This is a genomic window from Arthrobacter flavus, from assembly GCF_039526005.1.
Taxonomy (GTDB): domain Bacteria; phylum Actinomycetota; class Actinomycetes; order Actinomycetales; family Micrococcaceae; genus Arthrobacter_D; species Arthrobacter_D flavus.
In genome coordinates, this window is record NZ_BAAAIJ010000056.1 from 76,333 (window position 1) to 92,553 (window position 16,221).

The 16,221-nt window shown below is 63.7% G+C and carries 15 protein-coding genes and 1 tRNA gene; 8 read left to right on the forward strand and 8 right to left on the reverse strand.

The genetic code is table 11. The annotated features are described in order from the left end of the window. Positions 1 to 4: 4 nt before the first annotated feature. From ABD059_RS14435 to ABD059_RS14445, 3 genes are read right to left on the reverse strand one after another with little or no spacing between them, the layout of a single operon-like run. Entirely contained in the window at positions 5 to 1,213 is a 1,209-nt protein-coding gene (locus ABD059_RS14435) for a cysteine desulfurase family protein (protein WP_343881264.1), read from the reverse strand. 9 nt (positions 1,214 to 1,222) lie between these two features. Continuing rightward, positions 1,223 to 2,155, reverse strand: coding sequence for a diacylglycerol/lipid kinase family protein (locus ABD059_RS14440; protein ID WP_343881266.1), 933 nt, complete (start codon positions 2,153 to 2,155; stop codon positions 1,223 to 1,225). Then, on the reverse strand, positions 2,152 to 2,739 hold the full coding sequence (locus tag ABD059_RS14445) for a pentapeptide repeat-containing protein (RefSeq protein ID WP_343881268.1): 588 nt from the start codon (positions 2,737 to 2,739) through the stop codon (positions 2,152 to 2,154). The genes ABD059_RS14440 and ABD059_RS14445 overlap by 4 nt, the downstream gene beginning before the upstream one ends. Before the next feature lie 202 nt (positions 2,740 to 2,941). Here ABD059_RS14445 and ABD059_RS14450 point away from each other — a divergent pair, with 202 nt between their 5' ends. The 5 genes from ABD059_RS14450 (at position 2,942) to ABD059_RS14470 (ending at position 6,883) form a co-directional block, all read left to right on the forward strand. Next, on the forward strand, positions 2,942 to 3,889 hold the full coding sequence (locus ABD059_RS14450) for a J domain-containing protein (RefSeq protein ID WP_343881270.1): 948 nt from the start codon (positions 2,942 to 2,944) through the stop codon (positions 3,887 to 3,889). 9 nt (positions 3,890 to 3,898) lie between these two features. Then, entirely contained in the window at positions 3,899 to 4,366 is a 468-nt protein-coding gene (locus ABD059_RS14455; RefSeq protein ID WP_343881272.1) for a tRNA (cytidine(34)-2'-O)-methyltransferase, read from the forward strand. Between the two features lie 24 nt (positions 4,367 to 4,390). Further along, positions 4,391 to 5,194: a class I SAM-dependent methyltransferase gene (locus ABD059_RS14460; protein ID WP_343881274.1), complete on the forward strand. Its 804-nt coding sequence runs from the start codon at positions 4,391 to 4,393 to the stop codon at positions 5,192 to 5,194. A gap of 245 nt (positions 5,195 to 5,439) precedes the next feature. Next, on the forward strand, positions 5,440 to 6,057 hold the full coding sequence (gene sigK / locus ABD059_RS14465) for an ECF RNA polymerase sigma factor SigK (protein ID WP_343881276.1): 618 nt from the start codon (positions 5,440 to 5,442) through the stop codon (positions 6,055 to 6,057). A 1-nt stretch (position 6,058) separates the two neighbouring features. Next, entirely contained in the window at positions 6,059 to 6,883 is an 825-nt protein-coding gene (locus ABD059_RS14470) for an anti-sigma factor (RefSeq protein WP_343881278.1), read from the forward strand. A 61-nt stretch (positions 6,884 to 6,944) separates the two neighbouring features. Here the strand turns inward: ABD059_RS14470 and ABD059_RS14475 are convergent, their stop codons facing one another. From ABD059_RS14475 to ABD059_RS14490, 4 genes are all read right to left on the reverse strand, one after another. After that, positions 6,945 to 7,703: a PIG-L deacetylase family protein gene (locus ABD059_RS14475; RefSeq protein WP_343881280.1), complete on the reverse strand. Its 759-nt coding sequence runs from the start codon at positions 7,701 to 7,703 to the stop codon at positions 6,945 to 6,947. A gap of 5 nt (positions 7,704 to 7,708) precedes the next feature. Continuing rightward, complete coding sequence (locus ABD059_RS14480; RefSeq protein ID WP_343881282.1) at positions 7,709 to 8,656, reverse strand: electron transfer flavoprotein subunit alpha/FixB family protein; 948 nt, start codon at positions 8,654 to 8,656, stop codon at positions 7,709 to 7,711. Positions 8,657 to 8,714: 58 nt separating this feature from the next. Then, positions 8,715 to 9,542 carry an electron transfer flavoprotein subunit beta/FixA family protein gene (locus ABD059_RS14485; RefSeq protein WP_343881284.1) on the reverse strand — a complete coding sequence of 276 codons (828 nt, stop codon included), beginning with the start codon at positions 9,540 to 9,542 and terminating at the stop codon, positions 8,715 to 8,717. 66 nt (positions 9,543 to 9,608) lie between these two features. Next, entirely contained in the window at positions 9,609 to 11,177 is a 1,569-nt protein-coding gene (locus tag ABD059_RS14490; RefSeq protein ID WP_343881286.1) for a S1C family serine protease, read from the reverse strand. Between the two features lie 315 nt (positions 11,178 to 11,492). Between ABD059_RS14490 and ABD059_RS14495 the strand changes: the two genes are divergently transcribed. The 3 genes from ABD059_RS14495 (at position 11,493) to ABD059_RS14505 (ending at position 15,983) form a co-directional block, all read left to right on the forward strand. Next, complete coding sequence (locus ABD059_RS14495; RefSeq protein WP_343881288.1) at positions 11,493 to 13,598, forward strand: TPM domain-containing protein; 2,106 nt, start codon at positions 11,493 to 11,495, stop codon at positions 13,596 to 13,598. 74 nt (positions 13,599 to 13,672) lie between these two features. Continuing rightward, positions 13,673 to 14,452 carry a PspA/IM30 family protein gene (locus ABD059_RS14500; RefSeq protein WP_343881290.1) on the forward strand — a complete coding sequence of 260 codons (780 nt, stop codon included), beginning with the start codon at positions 13,673 to 13,675 and terminating at the stop codon, positions 14,450 to 14,452. Between the two features lie 130 nt (positions 14,453 to 14,582). After that, entirely contained in the window at positions 14,583 to 15,983 is a 1,401-nt protein-coding gene (locus tag ABD059_RS14505) for a cryptochrome/photolyase family protein (protein ID WP_343881292.1), read from the forward strand. Between the two features lie 119 nt (positions 15,984 to 16,102). Here the strand turns inward: ABD059_RS14505 and ABD059_RS14510 are convergent. After that, positions 16,103 to 16,176 (reverse strand) — tRNA-Met (locus ABD059_RS14510). Positions 16,177 to 16,221: the final 45 nt, after the last annotated feature.

Consider the following 16,221-nt stretch of genomic DNA (forward strand, 5'->3'; position numbering starts at 1 on the left):
TTCACTATCGAAAACCTGTTCCAGCTGTCTGAATGTTTGAAGCATGGCCAGCCATTCCCGCCTGCCGGGCACGGTGGTAGGCCTCGGGCAACGCAGCTCCAAGAGCTTCAACGTCCGCAGGGCCTGAGGTATGCCCCAGCGAGAATCGCTGGGCCCCCCTGGCCTCCGCCTCGGAGAGGCCCATCGCCAGCAGCACATGGGACGGCCTGGGGACTCCAGCTGTGCAGGCCGAGCCGGTGGAACATTCCACTCCGGCAAGATCGAGCAGGAACAGGAGGGAATCCCCTTCGCAGCCGGGAAACGTGAAGTGGGCGTTGCCGGGAAGCCGCAGGGTCCGGTGGCCCCTGAGGACGGCCTCCGGGATAGCCGACTCCACCTGGCTGATCAGCTGGTCCCTGAGGGCCGAGATCCGGGCGGACTCCTGGTCTAGATTGCCTGAGACAAATGCAGCGGCCGCGGCGAAAGCCGCGATACCAGCGGCGTCAAGGGTTCCCGAGCGGATATCCCGCTCCTGCCCCCCGCCGTGCTGCACCGGGGTGAGCGTTACCGCCCGGCCGACGAAAAGGGCACCCACACCCACCGGGCCACCGATCTTATGCCCGCTGACCGCCATCGTCGCGAGGCCTGACTGGCTGAAGGACACCGGAAGGGATCCGAAGGCCTGCACAGCATCCGAGTGCACGGGGATGCTGTGCACCGCAGCTGCCGCGGTGATCTCCCGAATGGGCTGGATCGTGCCGACCTCGTTGTTGGCCCACATCACGGTGATCATCGCGATGGTGTCCGGGTCGCCGTCGAGCTCGGCCTGCAGCGCTGTCAGGGACACCATTCCCTCGGAGTCGACGGGCAGCCAGGTGACCCGCGCTCCTTCGTGTGTGGCCAGCCATTCGACCGTGTCCTGAACCGCCGGGTGTTCGATGGCTGAGCACAGAATCCTCAGCCGGCGCGGGTCAGCGGCGCGGCGGGCCCAGAACAGGCCCTTGACCGCAAGATTGTCGGCTTCGGTCCCACCGGAGGTGAAGATCACTTCCGAGGGATGCGCTCCCGCCGCAGCGGCGAGGGTCTCGCGGGCGTCTTCGACCACTCGCCGGGCGCGACGGCCCGAGCCGTGCAGCGACGAAGGGTTGCCGCTACGGCTGAGTTCAGTGGTGAGTGCGGCGAGCGCGGGCGCCGAAAGAGGCGTGGTCGCCGCGTGGTCGAGGTACACGGGCATCGACCAATTCTAACGGCTTCGGCCCGACACTTCACTATTCCCCGAACGGAGGACTCTGAGCGCCCGGGGAACGACGTCGATCCGCACCGGCGCCGGTCCTATCGGTTCCCCGTCGGCGAAGATCGTCAGCCCGGCGACCTCGATCCGGACCGAACGGACCTTTTCGATCCGGACCGCCGGGTGAGAGACATGGGTTCCCGCGAAGACCCGGGGCAGCATGGCGATCAGCCGGAGTCGTGAGACTGCGGAGACCACCAACAAGTCGAGGAGCCCATCATCACAGAGCGCGCCGGGGGTGATGTTCATCCCGCCTCCAATGGACCGCCCGTTGGCCACCGAGACCAGCATTGCGGCCGTCGACTCGGCAGACCCGTCGACCTCCAGCCGGTAGTCGATGGGTCTGAAGACTGCCAACTCACGCAGCACGGCCAGGGTGTACCGGCTCTTTCCCTGGGGCCAGGACCAGCTATTGGCTCGGGCATTCACTATCGCATCGAACCCTGCTGAGCAGGCTCCAGCGAACCAGCTCACTGGTGCCTCGTCGTGGTCCCTGCTGATTCGGCCAAGATCCATCCAGCGGGGCGGTGCGAGAAGTGCTTCATGAATGACGAGGGCCGCGGCCTTCGGGGCCCTGAGTGGCAGGCCGAGCGTCCGGGCTATGTCATTGCCGGTGCCGGTCGCCACGATGCCCAGTGGGACCGGGGTACCCGCCAGGACATTGGCTCCCAGATGCACCATCCCGTCACCACCGACCACGACGAGCGCGTCCCACGACCTCTCCGCAACAGCTGAGCTCACCCGGTCAACAAGCGTCGAATAGCTCGATCCGACGTGGACGGTGACCTCGTGCCCGAGGGTAATGAGTGAATCGACTGCCGCGCTCGCCTCCTTCGCGGCTGCCCCTGCACCGGCCGTAGGGTTGACCGCGACCAGCAGGTTCACCTGATCACGGCCCCCAGAGCCTCGGCAATGGTCATCGCCTGCGCCACGTCGATCACTGCGCCGCGAAACTGTACGTTCTCCATTGACAGTTCGCCCAGCTCGCTGCCACGTAGATCAGTGTCCCGCAGCCGCGCTCCCGCCCACTCGACACTGGATAATTGGCAATCCCGCAGGGACGCCTTGGTCAGGTTGGCCCCGGTGAAGTCGGCTTCGGTGAGGGACACGCCGGTAAAGTCGGCGGAGGACAGATCCGCACGCACGAGCGAAACATAGGACCAGTTGCCGCCGGTGACCTTGAGAGGGACAAGCGACGAGTTGGTGAAGGTGCTGCCGGTCAGCCTGCACCCGGCAAAGGTCGCATCGAAGAAGCTGCAGGATTCAAACCGGCAGCCGTCGAAGGCCCCCTCGCTGTGGGACGAGACATTGAACTTGACGTTGCGGAACACACACTTGCTGAAGCTGACCCCGCTGGACTGGACTTCAGTGAAGTCACAATCGACAAATAGGGTTCCCGAAAAATCTCCACGGTCGAGCACCTTGCCGTACCAGTCCTCGCCGCTGATCACCTTGTCCCGATGCGTCATGGTCCGATGCTACCGAAGCCGAACCCTTTTGCCCGGTTCACCGTTGAAGGTACAGCGGGTATTTGGCTGGTAGTCGGGAAACCGTCTACAGTCTTGCCCTGATGAGGCATAGCGTGCCGGCCGCGCCAGCGCCCGGAACTTCAGCACATCGGTTCCATCCGCTTTAGGCCCCCAGCACGCCCGCCGAAGATGAAAGGCCCTCATGGCGACCCCGCCCGACCGGACTTACTACGCCGTCCTGGGATTGTCGCGCAACGCGACCGCCAAACAGGTCAAGGACGCCTACCGTCGGGCCGCCCGATCGACCCATCCTGATGCGGGCGGGAGCGCTGAAGAGTTCCATCACGTGGCTGTCGCCTATGAGACCCTCTCCGATCCGGAGCGTCGTCGCCGGTATGACCACGGGCTGGGTGGCGGACCGGCGGCCCGTGAACCGACTGCTGCCAGTTCGCCCTCACGATCAAGTGTGCCCTCACCTGACCGTGCCGCCGATGATGATGCTTTCCAACGCCCTGCCGTCTACGAGCCACCCTTCTCGCCAGCGCAGCCACCGGTGATTCCGTTGACCCTCGCTGGCAGCCAGATCCATGGCACCGCTCGCCAGCCCGGATTCTTCAAGCGTCTCGGACCTGGTAGCGGTTCACGGTTCGACGGCGAGCGCCGCACCGCCGCCCTGCTGGAACAGCGCTTCCTTCCGGGCTTCCCCGCCGCGCGACTGGTCAACGGCTTGCGGTTCGGCGACGACGCCGGAACCGAAGCGGGTCATGCGGTGTTGGCTGGATATCGTCTGGCGGTCGTCGATTCGATGCTGGCCCCGCCCGGCAACTATCGCTGGGACGGGCGCGCCCTGCGGCACAACGGCAGAACCGCCGGTGACGTGCGCATTACCGAGTCGGTCCGGCGGGTCCAGGATCTCTTTCCCGAGTGCAATGTCCAGGCATGGCTCGTCCTCCACGGGGGTGAAGGCAACCCCTTCGAGCCGATAGTCGACTACCCGCCGACACTGGACAAATCGGCCCTGACCAGCGTTCATGTGGCAAATCCCGGTACGCTCCTGCGCGAGCTCAAGAAATTTTTGGGTGGCGGGCCGCAGCCCTATGTGGTGCAGCTCCCTGTCCTGGGCCGTTTGCTGCAGTACGCCGAGCGCTAGGATTAACAAGTGTTTCGTATCCTCTTCTACACGCCCGAAATCCCCGGCAACACCGGCAACGCCATTCGGCTGGCTGCCGTCACCGGCGCTGAACTGCACCTCGTGGAGCCGCTCGGCTTCAACTTCGACGATGCAAAGCTGCGCCGGGCGGGGCTCGACTACCACGACTTGGCGGTCCTCCAGGTCCATAAGGACCTGGCGAGCGCGTGGGCAGCTCTCACACCCCAGCGGGTCTTCGCGTTCACCTCCGATGGCGAGGAATCCTATGCGGACATCAGCTACCAGCCATCTGACGTGTTGCTCTTTGGGCCAGAGTCGGTAGGTCTGCCTCTGGAGGTCAAGAATGACCCCCGGGTGACGGCCCGGGTCAGGTTACCCATGCTCCCCACCCGGCGTTCGCTCAACCTCGCCAACTCGGCGTCAATTGTTCTCTACGAGGCATGGCGCCAGCACAGCTTCGCCGGCGCCATCGTCTAGTTTTTCCAGCCCTAAGGAGCCACCATGCCACCACGCCATGCCGAGGAAGTGTCCGAGACCGGCGCCGAAGACTTTGAACGTCTGGCACCGCTGCTCTGGAACCCGATGGGAAATGCCGTCGCAGCAGCCGCCGATATCGCCCTCGCTGACCGGGTGCTGGACATTTACTGTGGCAGCGGTGCCAGCACCATCCCGGCGGCTCAGTCCGCGGGGCCGGACGGCGTGGTTGACGCACTCGACCCCTCCCCCGGGCTTCTAGACCTGGCGAAGGCGAAAGCCGAAGCCATGCACCTCGGCACCATCAGGTTCGACACGGCCGATGTGACCGAGAGACCTGCCGACGGCGGCTATGACGTGGTGCTGTCCTGTTACGGTCTGACTCGCTTCGCGGATATGGCGCGTGCCACGACGCATCTGTCGCGGCTGCTGCGTCCTGGCGGACGGGTTGCCCTGAGCACCTGGGACGCTGGCGCCCACACGGAGTTCTGGCGAGTCCTTGAGGACGTCTGCTCGGATGATCCCTCCCGTGATGCGGTGTTGCTTGAGCGGGAGATCGCGAACGTGGCCCGGCTGGCTTCGCCCGAAAAACTGGGAGATTGGCTGTTGGGCAACGGTTTTCACACCGTCGGTGTCGACTCGGTAGCCATCGACGTGCCGCTGGATGCCCAGACAGCGTGGTCGGTGGTTCAGGGGACCGCTTTCCGACATCTTCTCCCGAACGACGAGTCAGCCGTCGAACGGATCCGGGTCGGCTTCCTCGACCGGCTCGGCAGCGGATTCGTCCTCGATGCACAATCCCTGGTGGCTGTTGCGGAGACCGCCGAATAACGGTCGGGTCAGATCGGGACTCCTCCAGCCCATCCCCTCACCGCCCAGCTCCGAAGTACTAGTGGCAGCAAAACTTGATCCTCCCGCGTCGATAAGCCGCGATGCAGGTGGTGAAAGCACTCTCACAGAACATCGAAAGGACGGTGATAGGGATGGGCAGGCAGGTGGGAGGCACTGACCAACTGAGCCGCGCCAGCAGGTCGCATGTTCTGAATCGAAGACGTGGCGCTTTATGCTTGGAGTATATGGAAACGCCACGCGCCAGCAGAACTACCTCGTCCGGTTCACCAGCGGGTGGATTCGCCGTCGACCCCAGTGCCGCTGCAACCCTGACTGATTTGTTGCTGCGAGTCGCAGCCAAAGACCAGCAAGCCTTTGCCGAGTTCTATGCGCAGACGTCCCGACGGGTCTATGGATTGGCCCGCCGTGTCCTCATTGATCCTGAGCTCAGCGAGGACACCACCCAGGAGGTTTACCTGCAGGTGTGGAATATCGCGGACCGGTTCCGACCCGACATGGGGTCACCGATGGCCTGGCTGATGACGCTGACCCATCGCCGGGCTGTGGACAAGGTTCGGTCTGAGCAGAGTTCCACTGACCGCGAAGCACGATACGGCGCCGCGATGCAGGAGATCGATCACGACGACGTCGTCGACACCGTGACCCAGCGCCTCGAGGCGGAAACCGTAGTGAAGTGCCTCGACTCGCTGACTGAGACCCAGCAGGAATCTGTGAAGCTCGCATATTACGGCGGACTGACCTACCGTGAGGTCGCCGAGAAACTTGGCGTTGCCGTGCCAACCATTAAATCGAGAATCCGTGACGGATTGCTTCGACTGAAAACCTGTTTGGGGGTGAATTGAGATGCAGAACAACGACATGTTTGATGGATCGGTCAACGATCTGGAGCATGACCTGACCGCTGGACGCGTGCTTGACTGGGCCGAGATGTATGCCCTGAACGCCCTCAGCGATGGGGAGCGCAGCACGCTTGAAAGCTATATCTCAGACGCCGACCCGATCCAGCGGGAAGCTTTTGACGAGCGTGTCCGGGGTGCCCGCGAGGCCCTTGCCCGGGCCTACGCGATCGACGACGTCGAACCGCCTCCGGCCCTGCTCGACCGCATCATGGCTCAGTTGCCAGCTGGTGCCTCCGAGCAGAACCCTTCTTCCGTGTCCGGCCGGGATCCGGTGCCGGCCGGCACCGTCGATGAGCTGGCGAACCGACGCGAGGCGAAGCAACGCCGGCCCGTGGGGCGCTGGCTGGCCGCAGCCGCAGCCGCGGTGGTGATCACCGTCGGTGGCGTCAGCGTCGCCCAGAACCTCCAGCAAACCTCAGTTGAGCAGGAAGTATTGCAAGCCCAGGATCTCCAGTCCGAAATCTTCACGATTCCGGCGGGAGGTACCGCGGAGTTGCAGCTCTCCCGTGAGGAAGATGCCGCGGTTATCACCCTGAGCGAGGTACCGGCTCCTCCCACGGGGAAGGTCTACCAAATGTGGCGGGTCCCCACGGACGGGACTGACCCGGTCTCCATCAGCACCATGACCGGTGAGGACCTGCAGGAATCGCTGGTCACGACGGTCGAAGGGATTGGTTCGTCGATGGGGTTCGCGATCACCGTCGAGCCCGACGGGGGCTCCGAACGGCCAACCCTTCCGATCGTCGCGGAGATCCCCTTCGAGGCCTGATCGGGCGCGTTGAATGGGTCCTTACGCAGCTGGACCTGGGACCCGACCATCACCGGGATGGCTAGAATCCGGCGATAGTCTGAGCTGAATTCACTGGCACCACATGGAAAGCTTCGGCGCTACGCCCGGCTGGCAGGCCGCCGCGCGCGGCGTTGTCCCGGAGCAGCTGTCGCACGACGGCGTCCATCCGGTCCGAGTCCGGGTGTTGACTGGTGTGGAAGTGAAGGGCGCGCAGCTTGTCGTCCACCGTGTCAGTGACGTCGACGAAGTGGTTCTCCAGGTGTGACGGACCAGCATAGAGCCACAGCCAGGGCACCCGGTGGCTTGCCAGCCCTGCCGCTTCCAGCTCTGGGAAGGCAAACGGATTTTCTGCTGCGGGATACACCGCCCGCGTGACTGCTTCACCGCAGGCGAGATGATCCGGGTGGCTCTTCTGAATCCGGTCCCAGTTTCGCTCCGGGTGCATTGCCAGCACCACATCAGGACGGACCCGGCGGATTACCGCCACTACCTGCTTGATCACCCCGGTGGAGGCTTCGAGGAACCCGTCACGTTCGCCCAGATAGTGGACGTCGCGAACTCCCACCTGCTGGGCCGCAGCAAGTTGTTCTGCCCTGCGGGTCCGGACGATTTCACTCTGCCCCTCAGGGTCGAACCCGCCGGCGTCGCCGTCGGTCATGATGCAGTAATCGACGACGACGCCCGCCCTCGTCCATTGGGCCACCGTTCCGGCTGCACCGAAGTCGATGTCGTCGGGGTGCGCCGCGAAGCACAGCACCCGCGTGATCTGATCGACCGCGGGATCGAAAATTGTTGCCACCTGGGTCAGGACCTGCGCTTCAGGATCTCGGCCGTTGCCTGCGGCAGCACCTTGAAAAGGTCACCGACCACACCGAAATCGGCGATCTCAAACACCGGTGAATCGGCGTCTTTGTTGACCGCGATGATGACCTTGGCGGTTTGCATCCCGGCTTTCTGCTGGATGGCGCCGGAGATGCCAGCCGAGATGTACACCTGCGGCGATACTGTTTTACCGGTCTGTCCCACCTGAGCAGAATGTTCGATCCAGCCGGCATCGGTGGCAGCACGGGATGCTCCAACGGCGCCGCCCAGCGCATCCGCGAGTTCCTCGACGGGCGTGAAGTTGCCGTCGACTCCGCGCCCACCGGCAACGATTACCCGCGCCTCGGTCAGCTCGGGTCGCCCACTTGCCGGCTTCGTTGTTCGACCGGTGATCCGGGCCGCGTTGGCAGGGGTCGGAGAGTCGACCGCGACGACGCTCGGCATTGCGCCGTTACCCACCGGTGCTACCTCGACGGTATTCGCCTTCACCGTGATGAGAGGAGTGCCGGTAGTCACCTTCGCCTCGACCGCGTAGGAGCCGGCCAGCACCGACTTGGTCACGGTGAAATCCTCGCCAATGGCAACCGCGTCAGTGATCACCCCCGAGGACAGTTGAATTCCGGCGCGGGCTGCGATCTCCTTCGCCTCAAAGGTGTTCCCCAGGAGGACGGCCGCGGGAGCGACCGATCGCACTACTTCCGTGAGGAAGGCAACCTTCCCGGCGACGAGCGAATCGTCGACGTCGGACGCGGCAGGCTGGTAGACGGAGCTGACCCCGCGAGCACCCAACTCCTGAAGGACCTGTTCGTTCAGGTCACCGATGAAGGCGACTGTGGCGTCACCGAAGGTGGTCGCAAGCGTGAGTAGTTCCCGGTGGCTCTTGTGCAGGGCCGCACCCGGGTGATCGATCAAAACGAGAACTGCAGCCATGGAGGTGGCTCCTTTGCGTGGTTCGAGCGCGGGTTCGGGCGCCGGGTGAAGGGTTTGGCTACAGCAGTTTTTGAGCTGCGAGGAAATCCACCAACCGGATTCCTGCGTCACCTTCGTCACTGATGATCGTTCCCTGGCCCCGGGGTGGCCTGGGGTCCGCGACCTGAACCACGGTCCATGCGCCGGCGAAGCCCACCTCGGCCGGGTCCACACCGACATCCTGCAACGACAGGGTGCTGAGCGGCTTTTTCTTCGCCGCCATGATGCCCTTGAAATTCGGATACCGCGGCTCATTGATCTGATCGGTTACCGAGACGAGTGCGGGCAGGGTCGCCTCAACGGTCTCCGAGTACACGTCGCCGTCGCGTCGGGCCGTCAGCGTCCAGGAACCATCCGCTGGCTGCAGCTCAAGCGATGAAGCGAACGTCACCTGGGGCAATGCCAACCGTTCGGCAAGCTGCGCTGGTACGAGCGAGGTCTCCCCGTCCGTCGATGCCATGCCGGTGATGACCAGGTCCACCGATCCGAGGTGGTCAACGACGGCGGCAAGCGCTCGGGAGGTCCCTGCTGCGTCCGATCCGGCGAGTGCATCATCGCAGAGGTGCACCCCGGCATGAGCGCCGATCTGAAGTGCCTTCTTGACGGCGCTGACGGCAGCGGGCGGCCCCATGGTGACCGCGGTGATCCGATGGCCGGCCGCTTCTCCGCCATGGGATTCAACGAGTTGCAGCGCCGCCTCGAGCGCGTATTCGTCCAATTCGGACAGGATGCTCTCATTGCGGTCGGTAGTGCGGTCCTCGCCCCTGATGTGGCGGTCGAACTGCGCGTCCGGCACATGCTTGACCAGGACCACTATGTCCAGGCCTGCGTGCGATGCCTCTTCCATTGCTACCTCTTCTGAAGTTGGGGATCTGCCCAGCCCTAGCTAACCATATCGGGATTTGGGCCTGGGTTAGCCCTCTGCCTGGCCCACTGTCACATCAATGGTCTGCACTTCCCCGTTGCGCTGGTATTCAACACTCACGGTGTCCCCCTCGGCCTGCATCCGCACAGCTGCGGTGAGGTCGCGTGGATCGGTGATGGGGCGCCCAGCCACACTGGTGATGACGTCGCCTTCCTGGAACCCTGCTGCTTCAGCGGGCGAGCCTGGCTCGACCCCTGCGACCTCCGCACCTACCGAGAAGGAGGTTTCCCCATTGGTGTTTTCGGAAGCCGATGGTGAGACCGAGACGCCAAGGAAACCATGTGAGGCGCTGCCGTTGGCGATGATCTCCCGGGCAACCCGCTCGGCATAATTAATGGGAATGGAGAACCCAACACCGATGTTTCCGGTGTTTTCCCCGGAACCCGACGAGGCGATCGCCACGTTGACGCCGATCACACTGCCTTGGCCGTCGACCAATGCACCGCCGGAGTTGCCCTGATTGATAGCGGCGTCGGTCTGAATCACGTTCAGGTAGATCGACCCCTGCGACTGGTTCTGTGGCATTTCGGTGCCTTCTGGGGGGAGGAAGTTGAAACCGTCCCCCTCTTCCTCAGGAACGGCGTCGGGGAGCTCCTCCGGTACTGCTGAGGAGGCAACACTGATCGTACGGTTCAGGGTGGAGATAATGCCGTCGGTGACGGTTCCGCTGAGTCCGAGGGGCGCCCCGATAGCAATGGCGGTGTCCCCGACATTCAGCTCATCGGAGTTCGCCAAAGTAGCGGGCTGCAGATCGGGGGCATCCACTTTGATCACCGCAAGATCGGACAGCGGATCGGTGCCGACAATCTCCGCGGGGAACACCCGCCCGTCGCTGGTACGAACCTCCACGGCTGCATCGCCCACCTGACCGCCGAGCGTCACCACATGGGTATTGGTGAGGATGTGCCCTTCGTCGTCGAGCACTATTCCGGACCCTGAACCACCCGAGCCGGCGCCGCTCACAGCGACAGTAACAACGCTGGGGGAAGCCTTTACAGCGGCCCCAGTGACTTCGTTGACACTTTCGGTGTCGTTGACCACCACGGATTGAGATTGGCCGGTGGTCCCGGCGGGGACGGTGCCCTGGTCACCGAGGAGACGGTCCGCCCCGGCGACGACCCCACCGCCGAGCAGGCCAGCGACGAGCACGCCGCTGACGAAGGCCGCTGTCCCAAAGCGCTTTTTGTCCCGCTGCTGGGGAAGGGCTGCCGGGGGCAGAGCAGAGCCGTAGAAGCCTCCGCTGGAGTAGGAGCCGTCGTCGTAAGCTGTTGCCGTGGACTGATCCGCGGAGTACTGGTCGCTGTCAGCCGCCGGGGACTGAGAAACCTGAAACGGTGAGGTGGGTGGCTGCGCCGGGTACTGCTGTGTTGACGGGTGCTGCTCTGGTGACGGGTGCTGCTCTGAGCTGACTGAGGGCCCACCGTCGGACGATGCGCCTGAGCCAGGGACCTCGCTCCCGTCGTCGGGATGAGAGGAATCCTGCCACCGGTGAAACGGTGGTGTCTGAGGGCGTGGCGGTATGTTGCGCTCGAACCCGTTGTTATTGTCGTCAGTCATCGGAAAGCCTTTCGTCTCGATGCATCGAACTATGCCAAACCAGTCTGGATCTTTGGCACACGTTCGCTGGATGAATACTGTGAGCCAACCGGGCGTCCGTTAGTCCACATCCATTCTCCCCGGCGATACTCCGCCAGCAAAGTCCCGGGCCTGGCTCTGAGCCATTTCGCTAGGGGCAGAGGTCAGTAGGTGGACTGCCCTATCGTGGCACCCTAGACTTCAAAAAGGGCGTGTAGCAGCGTCGACGGCATCTACCGCCGACCGCTGGCCTCCACGTTCAGTGAAATTCCGGGGACATTTTTCGAAGGGTATTGAATGCGATCGAGTACCAGGCGCCTTGCGGCACTAGTAGGCGTCACCGCCGGACTGATGCTGCCCCTCACTGCACTCCCCGGAGCGTTTGCGGCGCCCCCGGTGGACTTCGGTGCAGAAGAGATCGTCGATGAGGCAGGGGTACTCGACGGCGGTGGGATAGCCGAGCTTGAAGATGCTATCGCCCAACTGCGGGATGAAGAGGGCTACCGTCTGCGCGTCGTTTACGTGGACTCGTTCACCGATCCGACGGATGCCGACGAGTGGACCGAGGAAACCGCCGCACTCAGCGAACTGGGCGAGTCCGATGTCCTGTTGACCGTGTCCGTCGAGGGACAGGCCCGGTTCGTTGCAAGCAATTCCAGTCCCGTTCGAGCGGACGCACCACAAATTTTCAACTCCTACATTCTGCCTGAACTTGAGGACCGCAACTGGGCGGCAGCCGGTGTTGCTGCGGCCACCGGGGTGTCGGAATCCTTGTCCGAAGGTTCAGATAGCAACGAATCAAGCGGAAGCGGTCTCGGCGCAGTCCTGCTGGTTGGCGCGCTGGTGGCGTTGGCAGGTATCGGCGGTTTCTTCTTCCTGCGTTCCCGCAGCCAGAAGTCGCTGACCCGCGGACCGTCCCAGACCGAAGACTTCGGGCCGGGGCGTGGCCCCGACGGGGAAGTTCTCGACCCCCTGGCAGCCTTCAGCGTGGAAGAACTACGCAAAAGGGCGGGAAGCCTGCTGATCGCAGCCGATGACGCCATCAAGTCCAGTGAGCAGGAAGTCGGCTTTGCCCAGGCTCAATACGGCGATGCTGCAGTGCAACCCTTCATCGATGACATCACTGCGGCGAGGCGGCACATGAGTGAGTCCTTCAAGCTGCAGCAGCAGCTGGACGACCACATTCCAGACACCGAAGAGCAGCAGCGCACCTGGCTGGGAGACATTATCCGGCGCTGCGAATCCGTCAACGGTTCATTGCAGGAGCACAAGGCTGATTTCGACGCTCTGCGCGAGTTGGAGCGTAACGCTCCCTCAGCGCTTGCCGCTGCACAGGCCTCGGCTGAAGCAGTCAGGACCCGTGTTTCGGACGCGGAGCAGCTTCTGCAGCAGTTGCAGCAGAAGTATGCTGATTCCGCCACCTCCCAGGTACGGGACAACGTGGATCAGGCCAACGAACGGTTACAGTTCGTTGGCAGTGCCGCCGATTCAGCACAGCAGCACCTGAGTGCTGGCGATACCGGGTCTGCAGTGATCGCGGTGCGCGCAGCCGAAGAGAGTGTCCACCAGACCACGGTGTTGCTGGACGCCATTTCCAAACGGGCCACCGAACTTGATGCGGCGAAGGTAGAGCTGGACCGTTCCGTCTCTGACACGGCACAGGATCTGGCCCAGGCACAGGCGATGCTCGCCACCGGCCAGCATCAGGATCTCGCCGGCCCGGTGGCGTCCGCCGAAGCCGCTCTCACCACAGTCCGCACCGAATCAGCGGCCGGCCGGGTCGACCCGGTGTCTCTCCTCCAGCGCATTGAGGCGGCTCACGCCCAACTGGATACGGCACTGGGCGGCGTCAAGAACCAGACCGAGCAGACGCAGCGCGCCCGGGAAGCTTTGCAGCACGCAATCATGGCAGCCCAGTCCCGGATCTCCGGCACCTCCGATTACATCCGTGCCCGACGTGGCGGGGTCGGCAGCGAAGCACGCACCCGGCTCGCCGAAGCGGAGCGGAATCTCGACTACGCGGTACAGATCCAATCCGACGATCCGGTTGCGGCACTGTCCCACGCCCAGCAAGCCACTGCCTTGGCTGAACAGGCGGCACAGATCGCCCAGCAGGACGTCGACGGCTTTGGCGGCGGCATGGGAGGCTTCGGCGGCGGCGGCATGTTCGGCGGCGGCAACCAGGGTGGCGGAATGGGCGGCGCCCTCCTGGGCGGCATCCTGCTCGGCGGGATCCTCAATGGCGGCGGCGGAGGCGGCGGACTGTTCGGCGGCGGCGGCGGGGACAGCGGCGGCGGATTCGGTGGCGGCGGCGGCGACATGTTCGGAGGCGGCGGATTCGGCGGCTTCGGCGGTGGCGGTGGCGGCTTCGGCGACTTCGGAGGCGGCGGCGGCGACTTCTAGCCCGCACAACTCATCATCCTCACCCACCAGGGTGAACATTTACCCAGAACAGACGCGAAGCGAAAGGCAACCCCATGGTAAAACAGTCAATTTTCGGACGTATCGCCCAGCTGGCCAAGGCGAACATCAACTCTCTCCTCGACCAGGCCGAAGATCCTCAGAAGATGCTGGACCAGATGGTCCGCGACTACACCAATAGCATCGCCGAGGCGGAAAGCGCCGTGGCTCAGACCATCGGCAATCTGCGGATGTTGCAGGAAGACTATAAGGAAGACCTTGATAACGCCCGTAATTGGGGCAACAAGGCTCTCGCCGCGTCGAAGAAGGCTGACGAATACCGCAACGCTGGTGACACGGTCGACGCCGAGAAGTTCGACAATCTCGCGAAGGTCGCAATCCAGCGTCAGATGACCGCCGAGAATGAAGCCCGTGGTGCCGAGCCCACCATCGGCTCCCAGGAAGAGATTGTTGAGAAGCTGAAGACCGGCCTCAACCAGATGAAGGGCAAGCTCAACGAGCTGACCAGCAAGCGGGACGAGCTGATTGCCCGGTCGCGGACCGCTCAAGCCCAGCAGCAGGTCCACGACGCGGTCAAGAGCATCGACTTCATGGATCCGACCAGCGAGGTTGGACGGTTCGAAGAGAAGATCCGCCGCGAAGAGGCGCGGGTTCTCGGCCAGGCCGAACTGGCGAACTCCAGTCTGGACTCCCAGTTCGAAAGCCTTGAGGATCTCGGCGAGCAGACCGAGGTCGAGGCGCGTCTCGCAGCCTTGAAGTCGGGTGGGTCCGGTGGCCGGACACCGTCGGCCCTCGGACAGGGAAGCGACACCGACGAATATCAGCCCGGGCAGTAACGACCGCTGACCGGAATCTGCCCGTCAGCAGGATAGAAGCCGGCGTCACCGCACTCAGGTGGCGCCGGCTTTCTGCTGCCCGCACCCGGGTAGAGCGGCACTGTGGGATGCGGCAGGTAGATTGGCCTTCATGGCACCCACTATCGTATGGCTCCGTGACGACCTCAGGCTTGGTGACAACCCCGCGCTCAGTGCCGCGGTCGAGGCCAGCACCGACAACATCATCATCTGTTTCATCTTCGACGAGGAAAGCGCCGGTATCCGGCCACTTGGTGGAGCTACCCGTTGGTGGCTTCATCATTCCCTGGACCAGTTGTCCCGCACCATCGCAGACCTTGGCGGCCAGCTGGTGCTGCGCTCAGGGGCAGCCGGTCAGGTCATCCGAGGACTGGTCGCTGAGACCGGGGCGGAACGCGTGCTGTGGAACCGTCGCTACGCCCAACCCGAGAGAACCATCGATGCGGACCTGAAGTCCTGGTGTGGCGATAATGGCGTCGAGGCCACCAGTTACCAGGCCAACCTGCTATTCGAGCCCTGGCAGGTCACAACCGGAGCGGGTGGACCGTACAAGGTGTTCACGCCCTTCTGGAGGGCCTGCAAGAGCCAGCCTGAGCCCCGGGAGCCCTTGCCTGCCCCTGAGCGGTTGGCGGGCCCCACGCTGCCGTCGGACGACCTGGCCTCCTGGAGCCTGCTGCCCACCATGCCCGACTGGTCCGGTGGCCTGCAGAAACAGTGGACACCCGGTGAAGAAGGTGCCTGGGAACGGCTGGACGACTTCCTCGATGGCCCAGTCGAGGGCTACGCCGGGAACCGCGACCTTCCGGCGGTAGAGGGAACCAGCCGCCTCTCGCCACATTTGCGGTTTGGCGAGATCAGTCCGTTCCAGATTTGGCACGCTTCCAAGGCATCAACCAATGCCTCGGCCGCCCGGGATATCCAGGTCTTCGGTTCGGAGGTTGGCTGGCGGGAATTTTGCTGGCAGTTGCTCTTCCACAACCCCGATCTGGCCACCCAGAACTACCGACGGGACTTCGACGGTTTTTCCTGGCAGACGCCCACCCAGAGCGAACTCCGGGCCTGGCAGCAGGGCCACACCGGCTATCCAATGATCGACGCCGGAATGAGGCAACTCTGGGACACCGGGTGGATGCACAACCGGGTACGGATGGCTACTGCCTCCTTCCTCATCAAGAATCTGATGGTGGACTGGCGGGTTGGCGAACAGTGGTTCTGGGACACCCTGGTCGATGCTGACTCCGCGAGCAACCCGGCCAACTGGCAATGGGTCGCTGGATCTGGGGCTGACGCCTCGCCCTACTTCAGAATTTTCAACCCCGTGACGCAAAGCAAAAAGTTCGACAAGGAGGGGGTCTACCTCAAGCGTTTTGTTCCGGAGCTCAGGGACGCTGGCAACATTCACGAACCGTGGAAGGACGCTGAGGCCCCAGCAGGGTACCCCTCCCCCGTGGTGGACCTGGCAGAGACCCGTGAACGGGCGCTCTCCGCCTATCAGGACCTGCGCCGGGACTAGGAATCTAAGCAGCGGGCAGGGACCCCCTTCGAACCGCGACCCTGCCCGCTGCTTTCCGACTTGAGCACAAAAAAAGATCCCGGTCAGTGTGTCTAACACTGACCGGGATCTTTCCTTCGTTGCGGGGACAGGATTTGAACCTGTGACCTCTGGGTTATGAGCCCAGCGAGCTACCGAACTGCTCCACCCCGCGGCGTAGACTCAACGTTACGGCCCCGGGGTGGATAGTGCAAATCGG